22 protein-coding genes and 1 other RNA gene are annotated in these 18560 nt (G+C 62.5%); 13 read left to right on the plus strand and 10 right to left on the minus strand.

The annotated features are described in order from the left end of the window. Positions 1-54: 54 nt before the first annotated feature. Positions 55-879 (minus strand): pseudouridine synthase, encoded by an 825-nt coding sequence (locus VCK47_RS16025; RefSeq protein ID WP_322891492.1) that lies wholly within the window; start codon positions 877-879, stop codon positions 55-57. Positions 880-943: 64 nt separating this feature from the next. Here VCK47_RS16025 and VCK47_RS16030 point away from each other — a divergent pair, with 64 nt between their 5' ends. From VCK47_RS16030 to VCK47_RS16065, 8 genes are all read left to right on the plus strand, one after another. Next, positions 944-1390 (plus strand): nucleoside deaminase, encoded by a 447-nt coding sequence (locus VCK47_RS16030; protein WP_322891491.1) that lies wholly within the window; start codon positions 944-946, stop codon positions 1388-1390. Between the two features lie 76 nt (positions 1391-1466). Beyond that, positions 1467-2120: a hypothetical protein gene (locus VCK47_RS16035; RefSeq protein WP_322891490.1), complete on the plus strand. Its 654-nt coding sequence runs from the start codon at positions 1467-1469 to the stop codon at positions 2118-2120. 34 nt (positions 2121-2154) lie between these two features. Beyond that, on the plus strand, positions 2155-2442 hold the full coding sequence (gene gatC / locus VCK47_RS16040; RefSeq protein ID WP_322891489.1) for an Asp-tRNA(Asn)/Glu-tRNA(Gln) amidotransferase subunit GatC: 288 nt from the start codon (positions 2155-2157) through the stop codon (positions 2440-2442). Beyond that, complete coding sequence (gene gatA, locus VCK47_RS16045; RefSeq protein WP_322891488.1) at positions 2442-3923, plus strand: Asp-tRNA(Asn)/Glu-tRNA(Gln) amidotransferase subunit GatA; 1482 nt, start codon at positions 2442-2444, stop codon at positions 3921-3923. Before gatC ends, gatA begins: the two co-directional genes overlap by 1 nt. 40 nt (positions 3924-3963) lie before the next feature. After that, on the plus strand, positions 3964-4701 hold the full coding sequence (locus VCK47_RS16050) for a hypothetical protein (protein ID WP_322891487.1): 738 nt from the start codon (positions 3964-3966) through the stop codon (positions 4699-4701). A 59-nt stretch (positions 4702-4760) separates the two neighbouring features. Beyond that, a complete protein-coding gene (locus VCK47_RS16055; protein WP_322891486.1) occupies positions 4761-5378 on the plus strand; it encodes an N-acetylmuramoyl-L-alanine amidase in 618 nt (205 codons plus the stop codon). An 11-nt stretch (positions 5379-5389) separates the two neighbouring features. Continuing rightward, positions 5390-5782, plus strand: an RNA gene (gene rnpB, locus VCK47_RS16060) — RNase P RNA component class A. A gap of 58 nt (positions 5783-5840) precedes the next feature. After that, positions 5841-6491, plus strand: coding sequence for a pyridoxamine 5'-phosphate oxidase family protein (locus VCK47_RS16065; protein ID WP_322891485.1), 651 nt, complete (start codon positions 5841-5843; stop codon positions 6489-6491). A 12-nt stretch (positions 6492-6503) separates the two neighbouring features. On the opposite strand, the gene VCK47_RS16070 is transcribed toward VCK47_RS16065, so the two are convergent. From VCK47_RS16070 to VCK47_RS16080, 3 genes are all read right to left on the minus strand, one after another. Further along, the gene (locus VCK47_RS16070; RefSeq protein WP_322891484.1) at positions 6504-7763 is read right to left on the minus strand and encodes an MFS transporter; all 1260 of its coding nucleotides are present in this window, start codon (positions 7761-7763) and stop codon (positions 6504-6506) included. A 129-nt stretch (positions 7764-7892) separates the two neighbouring features. After that, on the minus strand, positions 7893-8309 hold the full coding sequence (locus VCK47_RS16075; RefSeq protein ID WP_322891483.1) for a BLUF domain-containing protein: 417 nt from the start codon (positions 8307-8309) through the stop codon (positions 7893-7895). Between the two features lie 128 nt (positions 8310-8437). Further along, positions 8438-10360, minus strand: a complete 1923-nt coding sequence (locus VCK47_RS16080; RefSeq protein WP_322891482.1) for an outer membrane protein — start codon at positions 10358-10360, stop codon at positions 8438-8440. Positions 10361-10661: 301 nt separating this feature from the next. On the opposite strand from VCK47_RS16080, the gene rpmG reads away from it, so the two are divergent. Continuing rightward, positions 10662-10829: a 50S ribosomal protein L33 gene (rpmG, locus tag VCK47_RS16085; protein ID WP_007204264.1), complete on the plus strand. Its 168-nt coding sequence runs from the start codon at positions 10662-10664 to the stop codon at positions 10827-10829. 130 nt (positions 10830-10959) lie between these two features. Here the strand turns inward: rpmG and VCK47_RS16090 are convergent, their stop codons facing one another. Further along, positions 10960-11697: a Bax inhibitor-1/YccA family protein gene (locus tag VCK47_RS16090; RefSeq protein WP_322891481.1), complete on the minus strand. Its 738-nt coding sequence runs from the start codon at positions 11695-11697 to the stop codon at positions 10960-10962. A gap of 152 nt (positions 11698-11849) precedes the next feature. Next, positions 11850-12071: a DUF1127 domain-containing protein gene (locus VCK47_RS16095; RefSeq protein ID WP_322891480.1), complete on the minus strand. Its 222-nt coding sequence runs from the start codon at positions 12069-12071 to the stop codon at positions 11850-11852. A gap of 114 nt (positions 12072-12185) precedes the next feature. Between VCK47_RS16095 and VCK47_RS16100 the strand changes: the two genes are divergently transcribed. Next, positions 12186-13058, plus strand: a complete 873-nt coding sequence (locus tag VCK47_RS16100) for a LysR family transcriptional regulator (protein WP_322891479.1) — start codon at positions 12186-12188, stop codon at positions 13056-13058. Here VCK47_RS16100 and VCK47_RS16105 read toward each other — a convergent pair. Further along, positions 13045-14004, minus strand: a complete 960-nt coding sequence (locus VCK47_RS16105) for an NADPH:quinone oxidoreductase family protein (protein WP_322891478.1) — start codon at positions 14002-14004, stop codon at positions 13045-13047. The two genes, VCK47_RS16100 and VCK47_RS16105, sit on opposite strands and share 14 nt — an antisense overlap. 252 nt (positions 14005-14256) lie before the next feature. Between VCK47_RS16105 and VCK47_RS16110 the strand changes: the two genes are divergently transcribed. From VCK47_RS16110 to VCK47_RS16120, 3 genes are all read left to right on the plus strand, one after another. Beyond that, on the plus strand, positions 14257-14628 hold the full coding sequence (locus VCK47_RS16110; protein ID WP_322891477.1) for a helix-turn-helix transcriptional regulator: 372 nt from the start codon (positions 14257-14259) through the stop codon (positions 14626-14628). Positions 14629-14697: 69 nt separating this feature from the next. Continuing rightward, positions 14698-15495 carry an inositol monophosphatase family protein gene (locus tag VCK47_RS16115; protein WP_322891476.1) on the plus strand — a complete coding sequence of 266 codons (798 nt, stop codon included), beginning with the start codon at positions 14698-14700 and terminating at the stop codon, positions 15493-15495. A 90-nt stretch (positions 15496-15585) separates the two neighbouring features. Continuing rightward, entirely contained in the window at positions 15586-16068 is a 483-nt protein-coding gene (locus VCK47_RS16120; protein WP_322891475.1) for a CAP domain-containing protein, read from the plus strand. A gap of 36 nt (positions 16069-16104) precedes the next feature. Here the strand turns inward: VCK47_RS16120 and VCK47_RS16125 are convergent, their stop codons facing one another. From VCK47_RS16125 to guaD, 3 genes are all read right to left on the minus strand, one after another. Beyond that, positions 16105-16806, minus strand: coding sequence for a YafY family protein (locus tag VCK47_RS16125; protein WP_322891474.1), 702 nt, complete (start codon positions 16804-16806; stop codon positions 16105-16107). Between the two features lie 6 nt (positions 16807-16812). Beyond that, positions 16813-17115 (minus strand): hypothetical protein, encoded by a 303-nt coding sequence (locus VCK47_RS16130; protein ID WP_322891473.1) that lies wholly within the window; start codon positions 17113-17115, stop codon positions 16813-16815. Between the two features lie 87 nt (positions 17116-17202). Further along, positions 17203-18495: a guanine deaminase gene (guaD, locus tag VCK47_RS16135; RefSeq protein ID WP_322891472.1), complete on the minus strand. Its 1293-nt coding sequence runs from the start codon at positions 18493-18495 to the stop codon at positions 17203-17205. Between the last annotated feature and the right edge of the window lie 65 nt (positions 18496-18560).

Here is an 18560-nt window from a genome sequence, read left to right on the forward strand (position 1 = left end):
AGGAGCCTTGCACAATAATGCGAGAGTTTTGCGTCAATTCCTGCGGCGAAAGGATCAGCCTGACCGTTTTTTCCCCGCGACAGGCCGGTTGACCGGCTTGCGCACCCGTGTGGGGGCGGGTTTGGCGCTGTCCTTGCCCAGATCCTTGTCGGTCAGCCCCAGCTGGTCACGCACGACACGGCCTTTGACCTCTTCGACAGCACCCGCTTCCAGATTGCCCAGCTGGAACGGGCCGTAGCTGACACGGATCAAACGGTTCACGGTCACGCCGATCGCCTCCATCGCGCGGCGGATTTCGCGGTTCTTGCCTTCGCGCAGGCTGACGGTCAGCCAGGCGTTCGCCCCCTGCTGGCGGTCGAAGGTCACGATCATCGGCTGATAGCGGATGCCGTCGACCGTGATGCCTGCGCGCAACTGTTCCAGCCGGGCCTCGCTGACCGATCCGTTGATGCGCACGCGGTAACGGCGCAGCCAACCGGTCGAGGGCAGTTCCAGCCGCCGCTTGACACCGCCGTCATTGGTCAGCAGCAGCAGCCCTTCGGAATTGAGGTCCAAGCGCCCCACCGACATCACCCGCGGCATGTCCTCGGGCAAGGATGCGAACACCGTGGGGCGGTCCTTTTCGTCGCGCTCGGTCGTCACCAGTCCCGCAGGCTTGTGATAAAGCCACAGGCGCGGCGGCTCGGGCGCGCGCATGGCCTTGCCGTCCACGACGATCCGGTCGGCATCGGTGACATTCAGCGCGGGGCTGGTGATGACCTTGCCGTTCACGCTGACGCGACCTTCGGCGATCATGCGTTCGGCGTCGCGGCGGCTGGCGACACCCGCGCGCGACAGGACTTTGGCGATCCGGTCGCCCTGGGGTGTATCATTGCTCATGGCTGACCCTTAGCCGCTTTGATCGGCCCTTGCCAGAGATTGCGCGCGCAGGCATCACTCAACAATGGTTTTCCGCTCGCATATGGACCTCGCGCTGGCCGAGGCGCGCGCCGCCGCCGCTCGCGGCGAGGTGCCGGTGGGTGCCGTCATCGCGCGCGACGGAGCAATCATCGCGCAGGCGGGCAACCGGACGCGGGAACGCAACGACCCCACCGCCCATGCCGAAATGCTCGCGATCCGCGCGGCCTGTGCCGCGCTGGGGCAGGAACGGCTGACGGGCTGCGACCTTTACGTGACACTCGAACCTTGCCCGATGTGCGCGGCCGCCATCAGCAACGCGCGCATCGCGCGGCTTTATTATGCCGCCGCTGACCCCAAATCGGGCGGCGTGGCGCAGGGGCCGCGCATCTTCACCCATCCGCAATGCCACCACCGGCCCGAAATCTATGACGGCATCAGCGCCGCCGAGGCCGAACAGCTCTTGCGCGATTTCTTCGCCGCAAAACGCTGATCACAACTTCTTTTTTCCACAAATACTCCCGCCGGAGGCATAAGAGTCTTTCCACCCCATCCTCAAGAGGCCACTCATGGACTGGCACAGCCATATCGACGCCTATTGCGAACGGATCGACCCCAGCTTCTGGTCCGAACCGATCAACGCGCTGACCAATCTCGCCTTCCTCGTCGCCGCCCTCTGGGTCTGGCCGCGCACGGCGGGGCTGCCGCTGGCACGCGCGCTGGCTGCGATCCTTTTTGCCATCGGGGTGGGCAGTTTCCTGTTCCACACCTTCGCGACACCCTGGTCCGCACTGATGGATGTTGTGCCTATCGGGGCCTTCATCCTGCTTTACCTTTTCGCCGTGCACCGTGATGTGATCGGGCTGGGGTTCTGGCCCGCCTTGGGGGCAACAGCACTGTTTTTGCCCTTCGCCGCGATCACGGTCCCGCTTTTGGGGATGCTGCCGTTTTTTGGCATTTCCGCATTTTACTGGACCGTGCCGATCCTCTTGGTGATCTACGGGCTGGCGTTGAGAAAAACGCCCGATATCACGCGGGGATTCCTGATCGGGGCGGGGCTGCTGGCGCTGTCGATCACCGCGCGGTCGCTCGATGAAATCCTGTGCAACCTCATCCCCTTCGGCACGCATTTCCTGTGGCATATCTTCAACGCCGTGATGCTGGCATGGATGATCCTTGTTTACCGCCGCCATATGCTTGCGGGCGCGGCCCGAGACCGCTAAACGCGCATGACAGTTGCACCGGAGAGTTCTGCCCATGTCGATTGATACCGAAACCGCCCGCCGCGTGGCCAAGCTCGCCCGCATCGAGGTCGCCGAGGATGCGCTGCCCGCGCTTGCCTCCGAATTCAACGCGATTCTGGGGTTCATCGAACAATTGAACGAAGTGGATGTGGACGGCGTCGAGCCGATGACCTCGGTCACGCCACAGCGGCTGAAACGCCGCGCCGATGTGGTGACCGACGGCAACCAGCAGGCCGCCGTGTTGAAAAACGCGCCCGATGCGCGTGAAGGGTTTTTTGCCGTGCCGAAGGTGGTGGAATAATGTCCGATCTGACCAAACTGACCATTTCCGCCGCCCGCGACGCGCTGCGCAAGGGTGACGTGACCAGCACCGAAATCACGCAAGCCTGCCTGACCGCAATCGACGGGGCCGATGCGCTGGGTGCCTTCGTGCACAAGACGCCTGAAATCGCGCTGGCGCAGGCGCAGGCCGCCGATGTGCGGATCAAGTTCGGCGATGCGCCCGCGATGTGTGGCATCCCCTTGGGGATCAAGGACCTGTTCTGCACCAAGGGTGTGCCGTCGCAGGCCGCGTCCCGCATCTTGCAAGGGTTCAAACCTGAATACGAATCGACCGTCACCGGCAAGCTGTTCGACGCTGGCGCCGTGATGCTGGGCAAGCTGAACATGGACGAATTCGCCATGGGCTCGTCCAACGAAACCTCCGTTTACGGGCCAGCGATCAACCCTTGGAAGGTCGACGACCGTAACCTGACGCCCGGCGGCTCGTCGGGCGGGTCGGCCAGCGCTGTCGCCGCTGATCTCTGCCTTGCCGCCACCGGCACCGATACCGGCGGGTCGATCCGCCAGCCTGCGGCCTTTACCGGCATCACCGGCCTGAAACCGACTTATGGGCGCGTGTCGCGCTGGGGGATCGTGGCGTTCGCCTCGTCGCTCGATCAGGCGGGGCCGATGACCAAGGACGTGCGCGATTGCGCCATCATGTTGCAGGCGATGTGCGGCCATGACCCCAAGGACAGCACCAGCGCCGATCTGCCCGTGCCCGATTTCGAGGCGGCCCTGACCGGCGATATCAAGGGCAAGACCATCGGCATTCCGCGCGAATACCGCATGGACGGCATGCCTGCCGAGATCGAAAAGCTCTGGGAAGACGGCACAGCGATGCTGCGCGACGCCGGTGCCAAGATCGTCGATATCAGCCTGCCGCATACGAAATACGCGCTGCCCGCCTATTACGTCATCGCCCCCGCCGAGGCATCGTCGAACCTTGCGCGGTATGATGGCGTACGTTTCGGCCACCGCGCGAAGCTTGGCGCAGGTGACGGCATCACGCAGATGTATGAAAAGACACGCGCCGAAGGCTTCGGCTCGGAGGTGCAGCGCCGTGTCATGGTCGGCACCTATGTGCTGTCGGCGGGGTTCTATGACGCCTATTACAACCGCGCCCGCAAGGTACGGACCCTGATCAAGCGTGACTTTGACGACGCTTTCGCTGCGGGTGTCGATGCGATCCTGACGCCTGCGACGCCGTCTGCGGCCTTTGGCATCGGTGAAATGGCGGATGCCGACCCGATCAAGATGTATCTGAACGATGTGTTTACCGTGACAGTGAACCTTGCCGGCCTTCCCGGCATCGCGGTGCCGACAGGGCGTGACGCCCAAGGGCTGCCCTTGGGGCTGCAACTGATCGGCAAGCCGTGGGAAGAGGCGGAATTGCTCAACATCGCCTACCGGCTGGAAACGGCTGCGGGCTTTGTAGCCAAGCCCGCCAAGTGGTGGTAGTTTCGATTGGATGAAATCAGGTGATATGGGTGTGCAAGGAATGAAAACAGGTGTCTTGATCTTGGCGGGTGCGCTCGTTCTGGCCGCCTGCGCGCCGCAGCAGTTCGACCGTCCGCGCGGTGTCGGTTTCGACGACCGCTCTGCGTTCGAGATCGAGCGCGCCCAGCGCGAGGCAGCACTTGCCGGCGGCGGCGGCGGTTTTGCGCCACCACCCACCGTGCAATCTGCTCCGATCGGGCCGGTCGGCGGTGCCATCCCCGCCAGCGAGCTTGCGGCTGCAGGGATTGGCCAAGGTGGCTTCGGCTCCGGTTTCCCGGCACCCGGCGCAAACCTTCCGCCGCAACCGGCCATGACGACCACGCCGCCAGCGCCTGTGCGCAGCAACACCGGTATCTCCGACGAACAGAACTTTGATGCTGTCGCTGGCCGTGAAACGATCGAAAGCGATGCACAGCGCCGTCAGGCCGCTATCGCTGCACAACAGCAGATCGCGCCGCAGCCTTTGCCCGAACGTCCTGTGGCGACCGGCCCGAATATCGTCGAATATGCGTTGAACGCGCCGAATGTGCGCGGGCAGGAATGGTACAGCCGGTCGCTTTTGTCCGGTCAGGCGCGGTTCCAGCGCAATTGCGCCGCCTATGCCACGGCGGATGACGCGCAGCGCGATTTCCTTGCGCGCGGCGGGCCAGAGCGTGACCGTCTTGGCATCGACCCCGATGGCGACGGCTTTGCTTGCGGCTGGGACCCTGAACCCTTCCGCCGTGCCGTGCAGAACTGATCCGCGCGGACCGGCAATCACCCAACTGCGGGCCGCGCCGTAATGGCGCGCGGCCCGACATGGTGGTGATCCATTACACCGCCATGACCAGCGCTGCTGCCGCCTGCGACACGCTGTGCAACCCCGACACGCAGGTCTCTGCCCATTATCTGATCGCCGAGGATGGCACCGTCCTGTCGCTGGTTGCCGAGGACCTGCGCGCCTGGCATGCAGGGGCAGGGCGCTGGGGGGCGGTCACGGATGTGAACAGCCATTCCATCGGGATCGAGCTTGCCAACGACGGGACAAGCCCCTTTGCCGCGCCGCTGATGGATGCGCTGGAGGATCTTTTGCGCGGCATCATGCAGCGCTGGGATATTCCGCCGGAGCGGATCATTGGCCATTCCGACATGGCACCTCACCGCAAGATCGACCCCGGCCCGCGCTTTGACTGGCGCAGGCTCGCGCTGCAGGGCCTGTCGGTCTGGCCGGATGCGGGGCAGGCTGACCCCGCAGGTTTCGCCGCCGCCATGCGCGGCTTTGGCTATACCGCCACCGATGACCCCGATCTGCTGCTGCACTCCTTCCGCCTGCGGTTCCGTCCTTGGGCGCAGGGGCCGCTGGATGGCACCGATGCGGGCCTCATCGCGGACCTAGCGCACCGTTTCCCCGTTGACGCGGGCGGGCAGGCTGCCTAACTGGCCCTTGCGCGGATGGCTGGATGGCTGCGGGCCTGTCATGGGTTCGAGGAAAGTCCGGACTCCACAAAGCACGGTGCCGGGTAACGCCCGGCGGGGGTAACCCCAGGGAAAGCGCCACAGAGAACAGACTACCCTCTACACGGGGGAAAAGGTGAAACGGTGGGGTAAGAGCCCACCGCGGGACGGGCAACCGGACCGGCACGGCAAGCCCCACCGGGAGCAATGCCAAATAGGGACCGCGCGCGGTGTTGATCCTTCGGGATATCAGCCGCAGGGAGGCTTGAGCCCGAGCGGTCCGGGTTGGCAGCTAGAGGGCGTCTGGCAATAGGCGCTCCAGATGAATGGTCATCCAGGGTGGTTCGCCATCTTGACAGAATCCGGCTTACAGGCCATCCGCGCGTTTCAATTCATCCCCTTTGCGTTAGGCTGCCCGGCGAATCCCTGCTGACAAGGTCCGCCATGACCCGCACCCCGCTTGATCCCGCCCATATCATCCCGAACGAAGCCGCCCTGCGCGCCCTGTTCCCGCCGGTGCATGCCATCGCGGCGATCAAAAGCCTGCCTGGGCTTGATCCCCATGCGCGCGATTTCATCGCCCGCGCGCCCTTTGTCTGCCTTGGCACGCAAGGGGCAGATGGCCGCGCCGATGTCAGCCCGCGTGGCGATGCGCCCGGTTTCGTGCAGGTACTGGATGACCGCACCCTCGCACTGCCGGACAGGCCGGGAAATAACAGGCTGGATTCGCTGGCCAATATCATTGGCAATCCGCAGGTGGGGCTGTTGTTCATGATTCCCGGTTTCGAAGAAACCTTGCGGGTCAATGGCACCGCGCAATTAACCACCGACCCCGATCTGCTGGCGCTGGGCCGCATGGATGACCGCGACCCGCGCCTGATGGTGGTGATTCACGTGGCAGAGGTTTTCGTGCATTGCGCCAAAGCCTTCCGCCGGTCGGGCTTGTGGGACCCCGCAAAGAGACAGGACCGTGGCGCCATGCCATCGCTGATGCAGATGCTGCATGACCAGACAGCCGAACGCCCGCTGGATGCCGCGGAACTGGCGGAAAAAGATGCGCAGTTGGAAGAGGCTTATCAAAAGACGCTGTACTGATCCTGTCCGCAATCAGGACCGTGCCAGCCCCTCCGTTTCGGCGTTCTCGGCTGCCCATTCACCGGCGGCTTCGACTGCTACGGGCGAGCTGGTCGGCAGCACGTTGAGGTAGCTTTCGGTCTGCGCCACCGCTACGGGTGCGCGCTGGGTCATGCGGTAAAGCGCATAGGCCGCGATTGCGGCAAAGGTCACACCCAGCACGATCCAGAACCCGAATGGCCCCATCCTCTGCATTGCAAACCCCGTCACCAAAGGGCCGATGATCGCGCCCAGTCCGAAGGTGAACACAAGGCCACCCGATGCGGCGGGCATATCTTCGGGGGCGATGGAATCATTCGTATAGGCCAGAAACAGCGCGTATAGCGGCGTGGTGACGCCCCCTGCGAAAAAGGCCGCAGCCATCAGCGGCACCAGACCGCCCCCCGCAATCCAGCCAAGCGCGCAGGACCCCGCACCGATGGCGGCAGCGCCGAAGATCAGCTTGCGCCGGTCCATCACATCCGACAGCCAGCCGATCGGATATTGCAGCAGCAATGCCCCCGCAAACAGCATCGCCACGAACAGCGCGATCTGGTTCGCTGTCATCCCGATCTGCGTCCCGAAAACGGCGCCCATCCCTGACTGTGTCGCATAAACGCTGCCTAGCAGAAAAATCCCGACAGTGCCCAAGGGCGACTCCATAAAGAGCGCGCGCAAGGGCATCGGGCGGGCGACTTCGACGGCGGGGGCAGGGGCCACCGACAGCAGGATCGGCGCGAAAGAGATAGACACAAGGATCGAGGCCCCGATGAACAGAACCGACGTGCCAGCGTCACCCAAGGTCAGCAGGCCCTGCGCGCCGATGATCCCCAGCGTCTGCGCGATCATATAGGCCGAGAGCAGCTTGCCGCGCGTATCGTTGGTGGCAGCGTTGTTCAGCCAGCTTTCGGCGGCGACATAGATCCCCGACATGCAGAACCCGATGACGATCCGCAGGATGGTCCAGAACCACGGGTCCGGCAGCAAGGGAAAGGCGATCAGCCCCGCCGACATGAAACTGCCCAAAGCGGCGAAGACGCGCACATGGCCGACCCGTCGGATCAGCAGGGGCGTCAGCCGTGCGCCCGACAGAAAGCCCATGAAATAGCCCGAGGTCACGATCGCCAGTGCCGCAGGCGAGAACCCCTCGATCCCGCCGCGCAGGCCGATCAGGGTGAAATGCATCCCGTTGCCCAGCATAATCAGCACGATGCCCAGCAACAGCGCCCAGACGCCCGACAGAACCTTGACCATGGCCGACCCTTCCGCGCGCATCCTGTGACGGCCCAGTCTGGTCACAGGCAGGTGGTCCGCGCCTTCGCCGCAACGCCGCATCGGTGACCTTTTGCGACGGAGTGTGTCGCGGATGACGTCCGGGTCAGATCAGGTGCCGGAAGGTCCGGCCTCTCCGGCCTCTGCCAGTTGCAGAAAGAACCCCGTGATCTCTTCCGGCGTCGCGCGGTCGAGCGCGCCTTGGGCGATCTCGGATTGCGACCAGATCCATGTCTTGGCAGGGTCGTGCAACATGGCCCAAGCGCCAAAAACCCGCTCATCCGCGGGTTCGGCGACATGCACCTTCACCTCCAGATGGCGGTCGTCGCGGCTGATGCGGGCAATCGCGTCGCGGACCTTGTCCTCTGGTCCTTCGAGCCATTGCAGATAGATATCCGCACGGCAGATAAGCGCACCGGTGATACCGTCGCGGGCATTGGCCTTGCGCGCCTGCATCAGGATGCTGCTGAGGATGGCTTCGTCATAGCCAAAGGGCTGGGACGTATAGATGGCGCGAAATACGGTCATGATGTGCTGTCCCTGTCTGCCGTGGCATGCAACAGAGCTACACGGTGTGCCAGTGCTTCACAATCGCCGCGCTGCATTGGATCGACCAGCGCAGGTGACTGCGCTGGTCGTATATCGGCTTGTGGTCATCAGAAGGCGTAAGACACGCCGACTTTCAGACTGAGGTTCGTATCCGTGCCGATCATAGCGCAATCGCCGCCATCAAATCCGATGGGGCCGCTGCACTCCCGAACGGGGTCTTGGGTATATTCGTCCGAGTTGGAGGCGAAATACAGCGCTTCCATTTTGACGCTCAAGGTATCTGACAACGCATGTTCGACACCCAGGCCGACAATACCACCGACGCGCGTATCGCTCAGATCGTAACTGCTCACGTCCGGCGCGGGCAGTCGGTTATGGGCAAGGTCGGACTGGACAAAGCCCAGACCGGCTGTCGCAAAAAACAGGCTGTCACCCGATGCGATGCCCGCACGGCCGCGCAGGCTGCCAGCCACGTTGATCGCGGATACCACCTCGCGGTAGTCACTGCTGCGCTGGGCTTCGTCATTGGAATAGACCGCAAGATCACCAACGACGCCATAGACAAAGCTGCCATTCTGCCAGTTATAGCCTGCATGGCCGCCCAGTCCGGCCCCGAGCGAAACGATCTCGAAGCTGCCACCATATTCGACATAGTCAAGGTCCCAGACGCTGCCTTCGTTCGCCAGCAGGGCAAAATCGGCACCTGCATAGGCGCCGGACCAGTCATGCGACGGCGCAAGGGCGCCCGTGCCATTTGCACGGCTGTCGCCGCCGATGTAGTAATTCAAACCTGCCGACACGCTGGTCAGATCAGCGGTGCCGTAATAGGCATCGTCACCGCTGCCAGCGTCATCGGTGCCGTCGAACACTGTATAGCTGGCCTCGGCGGTCCATGACAGATTGCCGCTGAAGAACTGCTCGACACCGGCGCCGACGGTCAGGCCTGTGTAGGTGCCGTTCATCTCGTTGTTGCCGTCGTTGATGCTGTTTTCGACTTCAGCAGCCGAAATCCCGCCCAAGACATATAGCAGCGTGTTGCCCGCAGCCATCCCAGCGCGGCCACGCAGGCTGATCACCTGGTCCATCGAGGTGCTGACGTCGCCGTTGTAGGCTTCGTAGCTTGCACTCATGTCGCCAAACGCGGCGTTGAGTTCCACACCGACAACGGTTGCACCCAATTGCCAGTTATACCCGCCTAAGATCGCGCCGGTTGCCGCGGTATTGCCCACATCATAGGTGCCGCCATGGTTGTTAAAGTCGATATCGCTCGTCGCGATATCTGCAAATCCGCCGTTCAGGCGTGCACCCGCATAGGCCCCTGAAAAATCGGCCGGTGTGCCATAAGCAGGTGTTGCACCTTGCTGACTGGCGATGTCGCCCAGCCTGTAGTTTGCGGTCACTGCAAGGGTGTGGATGCGGTCATTGATGCGGAGCGTGTAGTCAAGCTCGTTGGTACTGTCGTTTTCGCCGTAGATGCTCGTGATGAACGATCCTCCGATCGATAACCGCTCGTTGACCGCCTGCTCGACACCAAACCCTAGGGCGACACCCAGCTTGCCTGCACCGAGATCGGGCCAGCTGTCAGGAATGTCTTCAAACTCGATCCAGGAGCGTTCAAAGTTGGCATAGGCGAGACCTGCCGTGGTATAGACAACCGTATCTCCGACGACATGGCCGACACGCCCGCGCAATGTCGCGAGCAGGTCGGCATCGTTCTGGATCTGCACGTCTGTAGAGAAGATATCTTGCCGGGAGTTGGTCAGAAAGCTCAGGTCCGCGGCAAGCCCCATCAATGTGTTGTTGCGCACAAGGTTGTAGCCGCCCCCGACACCTGCCAGCCCACCGAACGACCGAATGTCCATCGTCGACCCGTACCAGTCATAGTCGATATCTTCGTATGTGGTTTTATGCTGTGACACGCCGAACTGGCCGCTGATGTACCACCCGTCCCACGCATTGCCTGTCTCTTGTGCGTTGGCAGCAGTCACCAGTGCCAGGATACTGGTCGCGGAATAAAGGAATCTTTGCATGTCGTCCTCGCGGGAATGTGATAAGTGAATGCTTTCTCATACATCGCTGGATTCGTTCGCCACCAAGGCTAACCGTATGGTCTGCGAAGTTTTCGGTGGTCTGTTGTTACCTAGCGTCACATATCGATAGTCAGGGTTGCGCGCGCGGCGGGTGACACACGCTGGGCCTGTGCGGGTGTTCGTTGTGCAAAACTGCGACAATGAAACACCCCTTTGCGGTTGACTCGGCCGGGCTTCGCGGTAAAAGGCAGCTTCAATCATACACCCGTGGGCCCAGCCCCGCGAAGCCGGAGAAGTGAACATGGCGAAGCCAACCACGATCAAGATCCGCCTGAACTCCACCGCGGGGACCGGGCATTTCTATGTGACCAAGAAAAACGCACGCACGATGACCGAAAAGATGGCGATCAAGAAATACGATCCCGTCGTGCGCAAGCATGTCGAATACAAGGAAGGCAAGATCAAGTAAGTGATCTTGACCCCTTGGGGACAGTGAAAAGGCCGCGCAGTTCGCGCGGCCTTTTTTTTGCGTGACGAAGCCCCGCGCAACAAAAAAGGGCCGGTGTTTCCACCGGCCCCTGTGATCGTCTTGCCTGCGCTTATTCGCGGTTGCCGAACAGTTGCAGCAGGAACATGAACATGTTGATGAAGTTCAGATAGAGGCTCAGCGCGCCCATGATCGCGGACTTGCCCAGCCATTCCGCATCACCCTGTGCGGCATGTGCGACATACTCGGACTTGATGCGCTGCGTGTCATAGGCGGTCAGTCCTGCGAAGATCAGCACGCCGAGGATCGAGATCGCGAACATGATCGCAGGCGACTGCAGGAACAGGTTGACGATCATCGCGACGATGATACCGATCACGCCCATCATCAGGAACGTGCCCCATGCGGACAGGTCCTTTTTCGTGGTGTAGCCATAAAGGCTCAGTCCCGCGAAAGCGATCGAGGTGATCAGGAAGATCTGCGCGATCGACATGCCGGTGAAGGCCACGAAAATCCATGCAATCGACAGGCCCATGACGGCCGCGAAAGCGTAGAAGAACGTCTGCGCGGCAGCAGCCGAGAAGCGGTTGATCATGGCGCCGAAGCCAAAGATCATCGCCAATGGTGCGAACATGATGATCCAGCCCAGAATGTTGGGCTGCAGCGTGATCGGGTCACGGAACATGCCCAGCAGGGCAGGCGCGGTGCCCACGGCCCAAGCCACGGCAAAGGTGATCAACATGCCTACGGACATCGTGCCGTAGACTTTGTTCATATGGGCGCGAAGGCCTTCGTCGATTGCGGCCGTGCGGACCCCACCGGCCGTGCGAATTGTCTCGTATTGAGCCATGTTTTCCTCCAGAATAAAACAGCGGCGCCGGGGTACGGCATCCTTGCACGTCATATTGGCAGGATGCCCCCGTTATTCAAGACTTTCCGGCCCAAGAGCCCCCTTATCCGAGCGTTTTGCGCAACAATGTCGCACCCTGGCGCAAATCCGCGTCACAGCCGCCAATGACGCGGCACGTCCCAGAGCGGTTTGGCGGCCTCTGCCTGTGCCTCGTCGGGGGTAATCCCGATATCGCGCAGCATATGTGCGTCAAGCGCCGCCAGCGACCGGCGCTGCCGGATCAGGCCGATAGACTGCGTGATCTGCGCCCAAAAAGACGGGCGCGCGGGCCGTTTGGGCTGCGGGCAAGTGTGTGCCTGTGAAAGACTGGTCATGACATTTCCTTTTCTGATGAATAGCGCCGTATGTATCTTGATGCTTGATATGTAGAGGTGCGCGTGTCATAAGAGAAATGAATGTTTGATGGGTAAAGCATCAGGGATATTGATATGGCGCGCAATCTGGACCTGACCGCCCTGCGGTCCTTTGTGGCGGTGGCCGATACCGGCGGCGTGACCAAGGCGGCGGGCCTGCTGCATCTGACGCAATCGGCGGTGTCGATGCAGCTAAAACGGCTGGAGGAATCGCTTGATGCGCCGCTGCTCGACCGGACAGGGCGGGGCATCGCGCTGACGTCGCAGGGGGAACAGCTGCTCAGCTATGCGCGGCGGATGCTGATCCTGAACGACGAGATCTATGGCAAGCTGACCTCGGTGGCTTATGAGGGCGAGGTCACGCTGGGCGTGCCGCATGACATCATCTATCCGGTGATCCCGCAGGTTTTGCGCCGTTTCGCCGCCGCCTATCCGCGGATGCGGGTGCAATTGTCATCATCCTTTACTAGCAACCTGCTGGACGAATACCGACGCGGCGCGATCGACATGATCCTGACGACCGAGGACAGCGTGGGGCAGGACGGCGAGACGCTGACTGCAATCCCGCTGATCTGGCTGGGCGCGCCCGGCGGGCAGGTCTGGAAGGAACGCCCCCTGCGGCTGGCTTATGAACACCGCTGCATCTTTCGCGGCTTTGTCCAGCGCCGTCTGGACGAGGCGGGCATCCCTTGGGAAATGGCCGTCGAAAGCCATTCCAGTCGCACGATCGAAGCGACGGTCAGCGCCGATCTGGCCGTTCATACGATGCTTGCAGGAGCGGAGCCGCGCCATTTCGAACGGATCGCGCATGGCGGGGCGCTGCCTGATCTGCGCGATTTCAACATCAACCTCTATCACGCCGACGTCGACAATCCGGTGATCCGCGATCTGGCGGGGTTCATCCGCGACGGGTTCTATACGCTCAAAGCCCCTGTCATGGCACAATGACCACCTTGCCGGTCGAGGCGCGGCTACGCATCAATTCCAGCGCCTCTGCCGCCTGATCCAAGGGCAGGGTGTGGCTGATATGCGGGGTCAGCCGCCCCTCTGCCAGCCAGCCCAGCAATTCGGCCAGCGAATCGGACAACAGATCAGGGCGGAATTTCAGATAGCCGCCCCAGTAGAACCCGATCAGGTCGATGTTTTTCACCAGCAGGATATTGGCAGGCACCTGCGGGACATCGCCGCTGGCAAAGCCGATGACGATATAGCGCGCCAGCGGTTTGCACGCGCCAAGCGCGGCCTTGAACGCATCGCCGCCCACCGGATCATAAACCACATCGGCCCCGCCCAGCGCCTTGACCGCCGCCTTGATGTCCTGCGTGTCGCTGTCGATCACATGGTCCGCGCCAGCCGCCTGCGCCACAGCCAGTTTGTCCGCACCCCGTGCCACGGCGATCACGCGCGCGCCCATGACCTTGCCGATTTCCACCGCCGTCAGCCCGACACCGCCTGCGGCGCCCAGCACCAACAGCGTTTCACCCTGTTGCAGCCGTGCGCGCTGCGTCAGGGCCAGATGCGATGTGCCATAGGCCACCATGAACCCCGCCGCGACATCGGCGGTCATGCTGTCGGGAACAGGGCGGCAGAGGGCTGCGGGAAACACACCCTTTTCGGCCATGCCGCCTTGGCCGCCGAACACCGCGACGCGGGCGCCGATGGCGGGTGTGGTCACACCTTCGCCCTGCGCGATCACCGTGCCGCACACTTCCATTCCCAGCGTGAAGGGCGGGGCAGGCGTGTCCTGATAAGATCCCTTGGCCATCAGCAGATCGGCAAAGTTCAATCCGCAAGCGGCAATGTCGAGCAAGACCTCGCCCGCAGCGGGGGCTGGCACTGCGACTTCGGCCAAGGCGGGCGGGCTGGTGAATGACGATACCTGAAATGCGCGCATGGGTCCGAATCCTTTCACGGTGAGACAGCTCCAGCTTTAGCACCCTGTGACCGGTCAACGCGACCACGGGCGCTGCTTTTCGCGCGTGACCTGTCTTTAAGGTCAGGACAGCGACTGCAACCGTTGCGTGTTCGCTCTGAAAGGTGTCATCATCGATTACAGGAAGAAAACCCGTGCGTTTTCACTTTTTTGGTAACTATCGCGGCGCTGAATGACACATCATCGGGCCGTTTTTCTGATAAGGAAATAATGATGAAGCACCCTGTCGACGTCTATGTGGGCAAACGGATCAGGCATCGCCGTTGGATGAATGGGACGACGCAACAACAGCTTGCCGAAAATGTTGGTATCAAATTCCAGCAGATCCAGAAATACGAAACCGGCATGAACCGCGTCAGCGCCTCGCGGCTTTGGGATATCGCTAATGTGCTTGGCGTGCCTGTCTCGTTCTTCTTTGAAGGCTATGATGCGCAACCTGCGGCAGAAGTCGCCGGCAACGATATGCCGGGCGATATCCTGACCGACAAGGAAGCGCTGGAATTGCTGCGGTCCTATTATGCGATCCCCGAAAACCAGCGCCGCCGCCTGTTCGATCTGGCCCGCGTGCTGAGCGAAGCGGCCTAAGCGCCTCTTGTCTGTCAAACTGTGCTGGGGTACCGCAAGGCTGCGGACACAGCACAGGTGGCAGGTAAAGTGGATCAATCAACGCAGTCCGACCTGATCCGGGTCGCCCATCTTTTGGCCGATGCGGCGCGCCCTGTGACGCTCGCGCATTTTCGCACCTCCGGTCTGCTGGCCGACAACAAGGCCGAGGCGCATTTCGACCCTGTCACAATCGCCGATCGCGCGGCCGAACAGGCGATGCGCGCGGTTCTGGCGCGCGAACGCCCTCATGACGGCATCTTTGGTGAGGAATATGGCCAGACCCCGGGCACATCCGGGCTGACATGGGTGCTTGACCCGATTGACGGCACGCGCGGCTATATCAGCGGCACGCCCACATGGGGTGTGCTGATCGCCGTGGGTGGCGCGGATGGTCCGGTTTACGGTATCATCGACCAGCCCTATATCGCGGAACGTTTCGCGGGCGGTTTTGGTCAGGCGCATGTGACGGGGCCGATGGGCACAGCACCACTGGCCACGCTTGCGCCGCGCGCGCTTGATCAGGCGATCCTGCTGTCCACCTTTCCCGAAATCGGCACCGCCGCCGAGATGGCTGCGTTTCAGGCCGTATCGCAACAAGTGCGGCTGACGCGCTATGGCATGGATTGCTATGGCTATGCGCTTTTGGCGGCAGGGCAGGTCGATCTGGTGATCGAGGCGGGGTTGAATGCCTATGACGTACAGGCCCCCATTGCCGTGATCGAGGCGGCTGGCGGGATCGTCACCGATTGGTCAGGTGCGCCTGTGCATGCGGGCGGACAGGTACTTGCTGCCGCCAATCGCCAGATCCATGCCGCGGCACTCGCGATCCTGCGCAGGTATGGGTAGAGGCATCATCCAGCGAATGCCCGAATACTGCCTTGGCTTTGCCGCAACTCTCTGGTTGTAAAAGATATCTGAACAAAAGGGTCGCGTGGGATGAGAATCACAATCGCTTTGGTGGCGTCTGTTGCTTTGTCGGGGTGTTTTGTGGTGGTGCCTATCCCTCAGCAGCAGGCCGTGACACGGTCGGTCCCCGCCACAATCGCCACGCAAGGATTCGGCGGTGCGCTGAACGACCTGCGCGAAAGCCGTGGCTTGTCCGGTCTTGGGCAGGACCCGCGTCTGACGCGCGCCGCACAGGCCCATGCGGATCACATGACGCAGGCGGGCTATTTTGCGCACCAATCACCCGGCGGGCCGAACGGTGACACGATGGCCCAAAGGATCAGGTCCGCCGGATGCAGCGCAGGTGCCATGGCCGAGAACATCGCCCAAGGCCAACGCTCCGAAGCCGAAGTGCTTGCTGCCTGGGTCGCGTCGCAGGGCCATCTGACGAACATGCTCGGCCCGCGCTATCGCAGCTACGGCCTGGGTCGGTCGGGCGATATCTGGGTGCTGAAATTCGCGGACGGGTGTTGAGGCCTTAAACCTCTTCGCCAAGGTCGGGCAATCCGGTTACCCGATGTCCGGTTCCCGATCTGTCTGTGCGGCGACCTGCGTCAGGTAATCTGCGATGGTCTTGCCAGGCTCTGGCCGAAAGCTTTGCCCTGTCGCCGTGCAGTCTGTGATGCGGTCGATGCGGAAAGCGCGGAAATCGGCGCGCAATTCGCACCATGCCGAACAGGTCCAGACTTGCCCCCAGTATTCGGTTTGCAGCGGGCGGATGATCCGCGCTGTCGGGGTGCCGTCCAGCGCGTCATAGAGGATACGCAGCTTCAGCCCGTCACGGATCGCGCGGCGCAGCAGCGGCATGTGCCGGAACCCGCCCTGCGCGCGCTTGAATTCATAGACGCCAAAGCCCCATGACTTGGGCGTGCGGCGCCGGTTGGACGCATGTTCGCCAACCTTGTCCAGCAGGGTTTTCGCCGCCGTCTTCAATTCTACATCCGCCACTTCGCGCACGATGGCCATGCCAAGATGCAGCGCCTCCAGTTCTGCCAGCGACAGTGCCAAAGGCGGCAGGAATACCGGATCGCGCAGCAGATAGCCGACACCGCGTTCACCCTCGATGGGAACGCCGGACGCGACCAGCGTGTCGATGTCGCGATAAACCGTGCGCACCGACACGTTCAGCGCAGCCGCGATATCACGCGCAAGATGGAGCCGTCCGTCACGGATGATCTCCACAATGTCCGCCAGTCGCGTGCTGCGCTGCATAGGTGGTCAGTTCACCGCGACAGCGACGGTGCTGTGCAGCATCGTGACACTTGGCCCGTCGATGGCACCCATGAAGGCCGCAGCCTCCGGCGCTGTTTCAATACTGGCCGCGGCAGCCTTGGCGGCATCCATATCCGCCCATGCGACATTGTCGATCCAGACGCCCGTATCCGAAACGGACAGGCGGCGGGACAGAAAACCCGGACAGGTGGTCAGATAGCTGTTCATCGCCGCCGCAAGCTGGACGAATGCGGCAGGGCTAGCGGTGTCGTTGATCTTGAAGGTGACGGTTTCGATGACGTGGGGCATGGGATTCTCCTGAAGCCGGTTGATGTCGCCATCACGTCATAGCCTTGCACAACTGACAAAACCTGTCAGTTGAAATGCAACCAGCGCTTATGCGCCCTGCCGCACCCCCGCGATCCAGACATCGGCAATCGCGCGGTCGTCGCCCATCATGATCGTCGGGAACAGCGCGTCCCAGATGTCATCCGCCCGCGCGCTGCGCTGGGCGATGGCGGGGGTCGCGGCAAGGTCGAGCACGGTGATATCCGCCGCAGCCCCCGCGCCCAGATGCCCGATCTGGCCTGTCATGTGCAGGCTTGCCGCTGATCCTTCGGTCGCGAGCCACATCAGCTGTGCGGGATGCAGGGCCACACCGCGCAGCTGCCCGATTTCATAGGCCGCGGCCATCGTGCGCAGCATCGAAAACGACGACCCGCCGCCTGTGTCCGTGGCAAGCCCGATGGTCAGCCCTGCACGCGCCAGCCCCATCAGATCGAACAGCCCCGACCCGATAAAGGTATTCGATGTCGGGCAATGCACGACGGCGGCACCGACTTCGGCCAGCCGCGCAATCTCGCGCGGCTCAAGATGGATCGCATGGCCGTAAAGACCGCGCGCGCCCAGCAGGCCAAAAGCTTCGTAGGTGTCCAGATAGTCGCGGGCATCCGGAAACAGATCGCGCACCCATGCGATTTCGGGCAATTGCTCGCTCAGATGAGTCTGCATCAGGCAGGTCGGGTTTTCGGCCCAGAGCGCGCCGAGGGCGGCCAGCTGGTCCGGCGTCGAGGTGGGCGAGAACCGCGGCGTGATCGCATAACTCGCGCGTCCCTTGCCGTGCCAGCGCGCGATCAGCGCCTTGCTGTCGTCATAAGCCGCCTGTGCCGTGTCGCGCAGATTGGCGGGCGCGTTGCGGTCCATGCAGGTCTTGCCTGCGACCACGGCCATGTCGCGCGCGGAAGCGGCTGTGAAGAACGCATCGACGCTCGCGGGATGGATCGTGCAATAGCTGGTCAGCGTCGTGGTGCCATGCGCCACGGCCAGATCAACCGTCCGCACCGCGATCTCGGCGGCATAGGCGGGATCGGCAAGGCGGGCTTCTTCGGGGAAGGTATAGGTGTTCAGCCAGTCGATCAGCTGCTTGCCCCAGCTCGCGATGATGGCGGTCTGGGGATAGTGCATATGCGCATCGACAAAGCCCGCGCTGATCAGCTTGCCCGCGTAATCCACGACCTGCGCTTCGGGATGGGCGTTGCTCAGCGTCGCCCCGTCACCCACGGCAACGATCCGGCCTGCATCCACCAGCACGCCACCTGCGGGGTCGTATCGCACCGCATCGGCCCAATCGCCCGACAGAGGATTACCGGAAAACCCCAGTGTGTGGCCAAGAAGTAAATGTTTTGTCATCCACCCCCTATAGGCTGCGCAAAAGCCTGCGTAAATCGGGGAATGGCGTTGTCCCCGGGGTGGCT

Source organism: Yoonia sp. 72 (genome assembly GCF_034652275.1).
In the GTDB taxonomy this organism is placed as follows: domain Bacteria; phylum Pseudomonadota; class Alphaproteobacteria; order Rhodobacterales; family Rhodobacteraceae; genus Yoonia.

What these genes read in the sequence shown, in the direction of transcription:
- VCK47_RS16025 (WP_322891492.1), bottom strand. Translation starts at nt 879, where the DNA reads ATGAGCAATGATACACCCCAGGGCGACCGGATCGCCAAAGTCCTGTCG.
- VCK47_RS16030 (WP_322891491.1), top strand. Translation starts at nt 944, where the DNA reads ATGGTTTTCCGCTCGCATATGGACCTCGCGCTGGCCGAGGCGCGCGCC.
- VCK47_RS16035 (WP_322891490.1), top strand. Translation starts at nt 1,467, where the DNA reads ATGGACTGGCACAGCCATATCGACGCCTATTGCGAACGGATCGACCCC.
- gatC (WP_322891489.1), top strand. Translation starts at nt 2,155, where the DNA reads ATGTCGATTGATACCGAAACCGCCCGCCGCGTGGCCAAGCTCGCCCGC.
- gatA (WP_322891488.1), top strand. Translation starts at nt 2,442, where the DNA reads ATGTCCGATCTGACCAAACTGACCATTTCCGCCGCCCGCGACGCGCTG.
- VCK47_RS16050 (WP_322891487.1), top strand. Translation starts at nt 3,964, where the DNA reads ATGAAAACAGGTGTCTTGATCTTGGCGGGTGCGCTCGTTCTGGCCGCC.
- VCK47_RS16055 (WP_322891486.1), top strand. Translation starts at nt 4,761, where the DNA reads ATGGTGGTGATCCATTACACCGCCATGACCAGCGCTGCTGCCGCCTGC.
- VCK47_RS16065 (WP_322891485.1), top strand. Translation starts at nt 5,841, where the DNA reads ATGACCCGCACCCCGCTTGATCCCGCCCATATCATCCCGAACGAAGCC.
- VCK47_RS16070 (WP_322891484.1), bottom strand. Translation starts at nt 7,763, where the DNA reads ATGGTCAAGGTTCTGTCGGGCGTCTGGGCGCTGTTGCTGGGCATCGTG.
- VCK47_RS16075 (WP_322891483.1), bottom strand. Translation starts at nt 8,309, where the DNA reads ATGACCGTATTTCGCGCCATCTATACGTCCCAGCCCTTTGGCTATGAC.
- VCK47_RS16080 (WP_322891482.1), bottom strand. Translation starts at nt 10,360, where the DNA reads ATGCAAAGATTCCTTTATTCCGCGACCAGTATCCTGGCACTGGTGACT.
- rpmG (WP_007204264.1), top strand. Translation starts at nt 10,662, where the DNA reads ATGGCGAAGCCAACCACGATCAAGATCCGCCTGAACTCCACCGCGGGG.
- VCK47_RS16090 (WP_322891481.1), bottom strand. Translation starts at nt 11,697, where the DNA reads ATGGCTCAATACGAGACAATTCGCACGGCCGGTGGGGTCCGCACGGCC.
- VCK47_RS16095 (WP_322891480.1), bottom strand. Translation starts at nt 12,071, where the DNA reads ATGACCAGTCTTTCACAGGCACACACTTGCCCGCAGCCCAAACGGCCC.
- VCK47_RS16100 (WP_322891479.1), top strand. Translation starts at nt 12,186, where the DNA reads ATGGCGCGCAATCTGGACCTGACCGCCCTGCGGTCCTTTGTGGCGGTG.
- VCK47_RS16105 (WP_322891478.1), bottom strand. Translation starts at nt 14,004, where the DNA reads ATGCGCGCATTTCAGGTATCGTCATTCACCAGCCCGCCCGCCTTGGCC.
- VCK47_RS16110 (WP_322891477.1), top strand. Translation starts at nt 14,257, where the DNA reads ATGAAGCACCCTGTCGACGTCTATGTGGGCAAACGGATCAGGCATCGC.
- VCK47_RS16120 (WP_322891475.1), top strand. Translation starts at nt 15,586, where the DNA reads ATGAGAATCACAATCGCTTTGGTGGCGTCTGTTGCTTTGTCGGGGTGT.
- VCK47_RS16125 (WP_322891474.1), bottom strand. Translation starts at nt 16,806, where the DNA reads ATGCAGCGCAGCACGCGACTGGCGGACATTGTGGAGATCATCCGTGAC.
- VCK47_RS16130 (WP_322891473.1), bottom strand. Translation starts at nt 17,115, where the DNA reads ATGCCCCACGTCATCGAAACCGTCACCTTCAAGATCAACGACACCGCT.
- guaD (WP_322891472.1), bottom strand. Translation starts at nt 18,495, where the DNA reads ATGACAAAACATTTACTTCTTGGCCACACACTGGGGTTTTCCGGTAAT.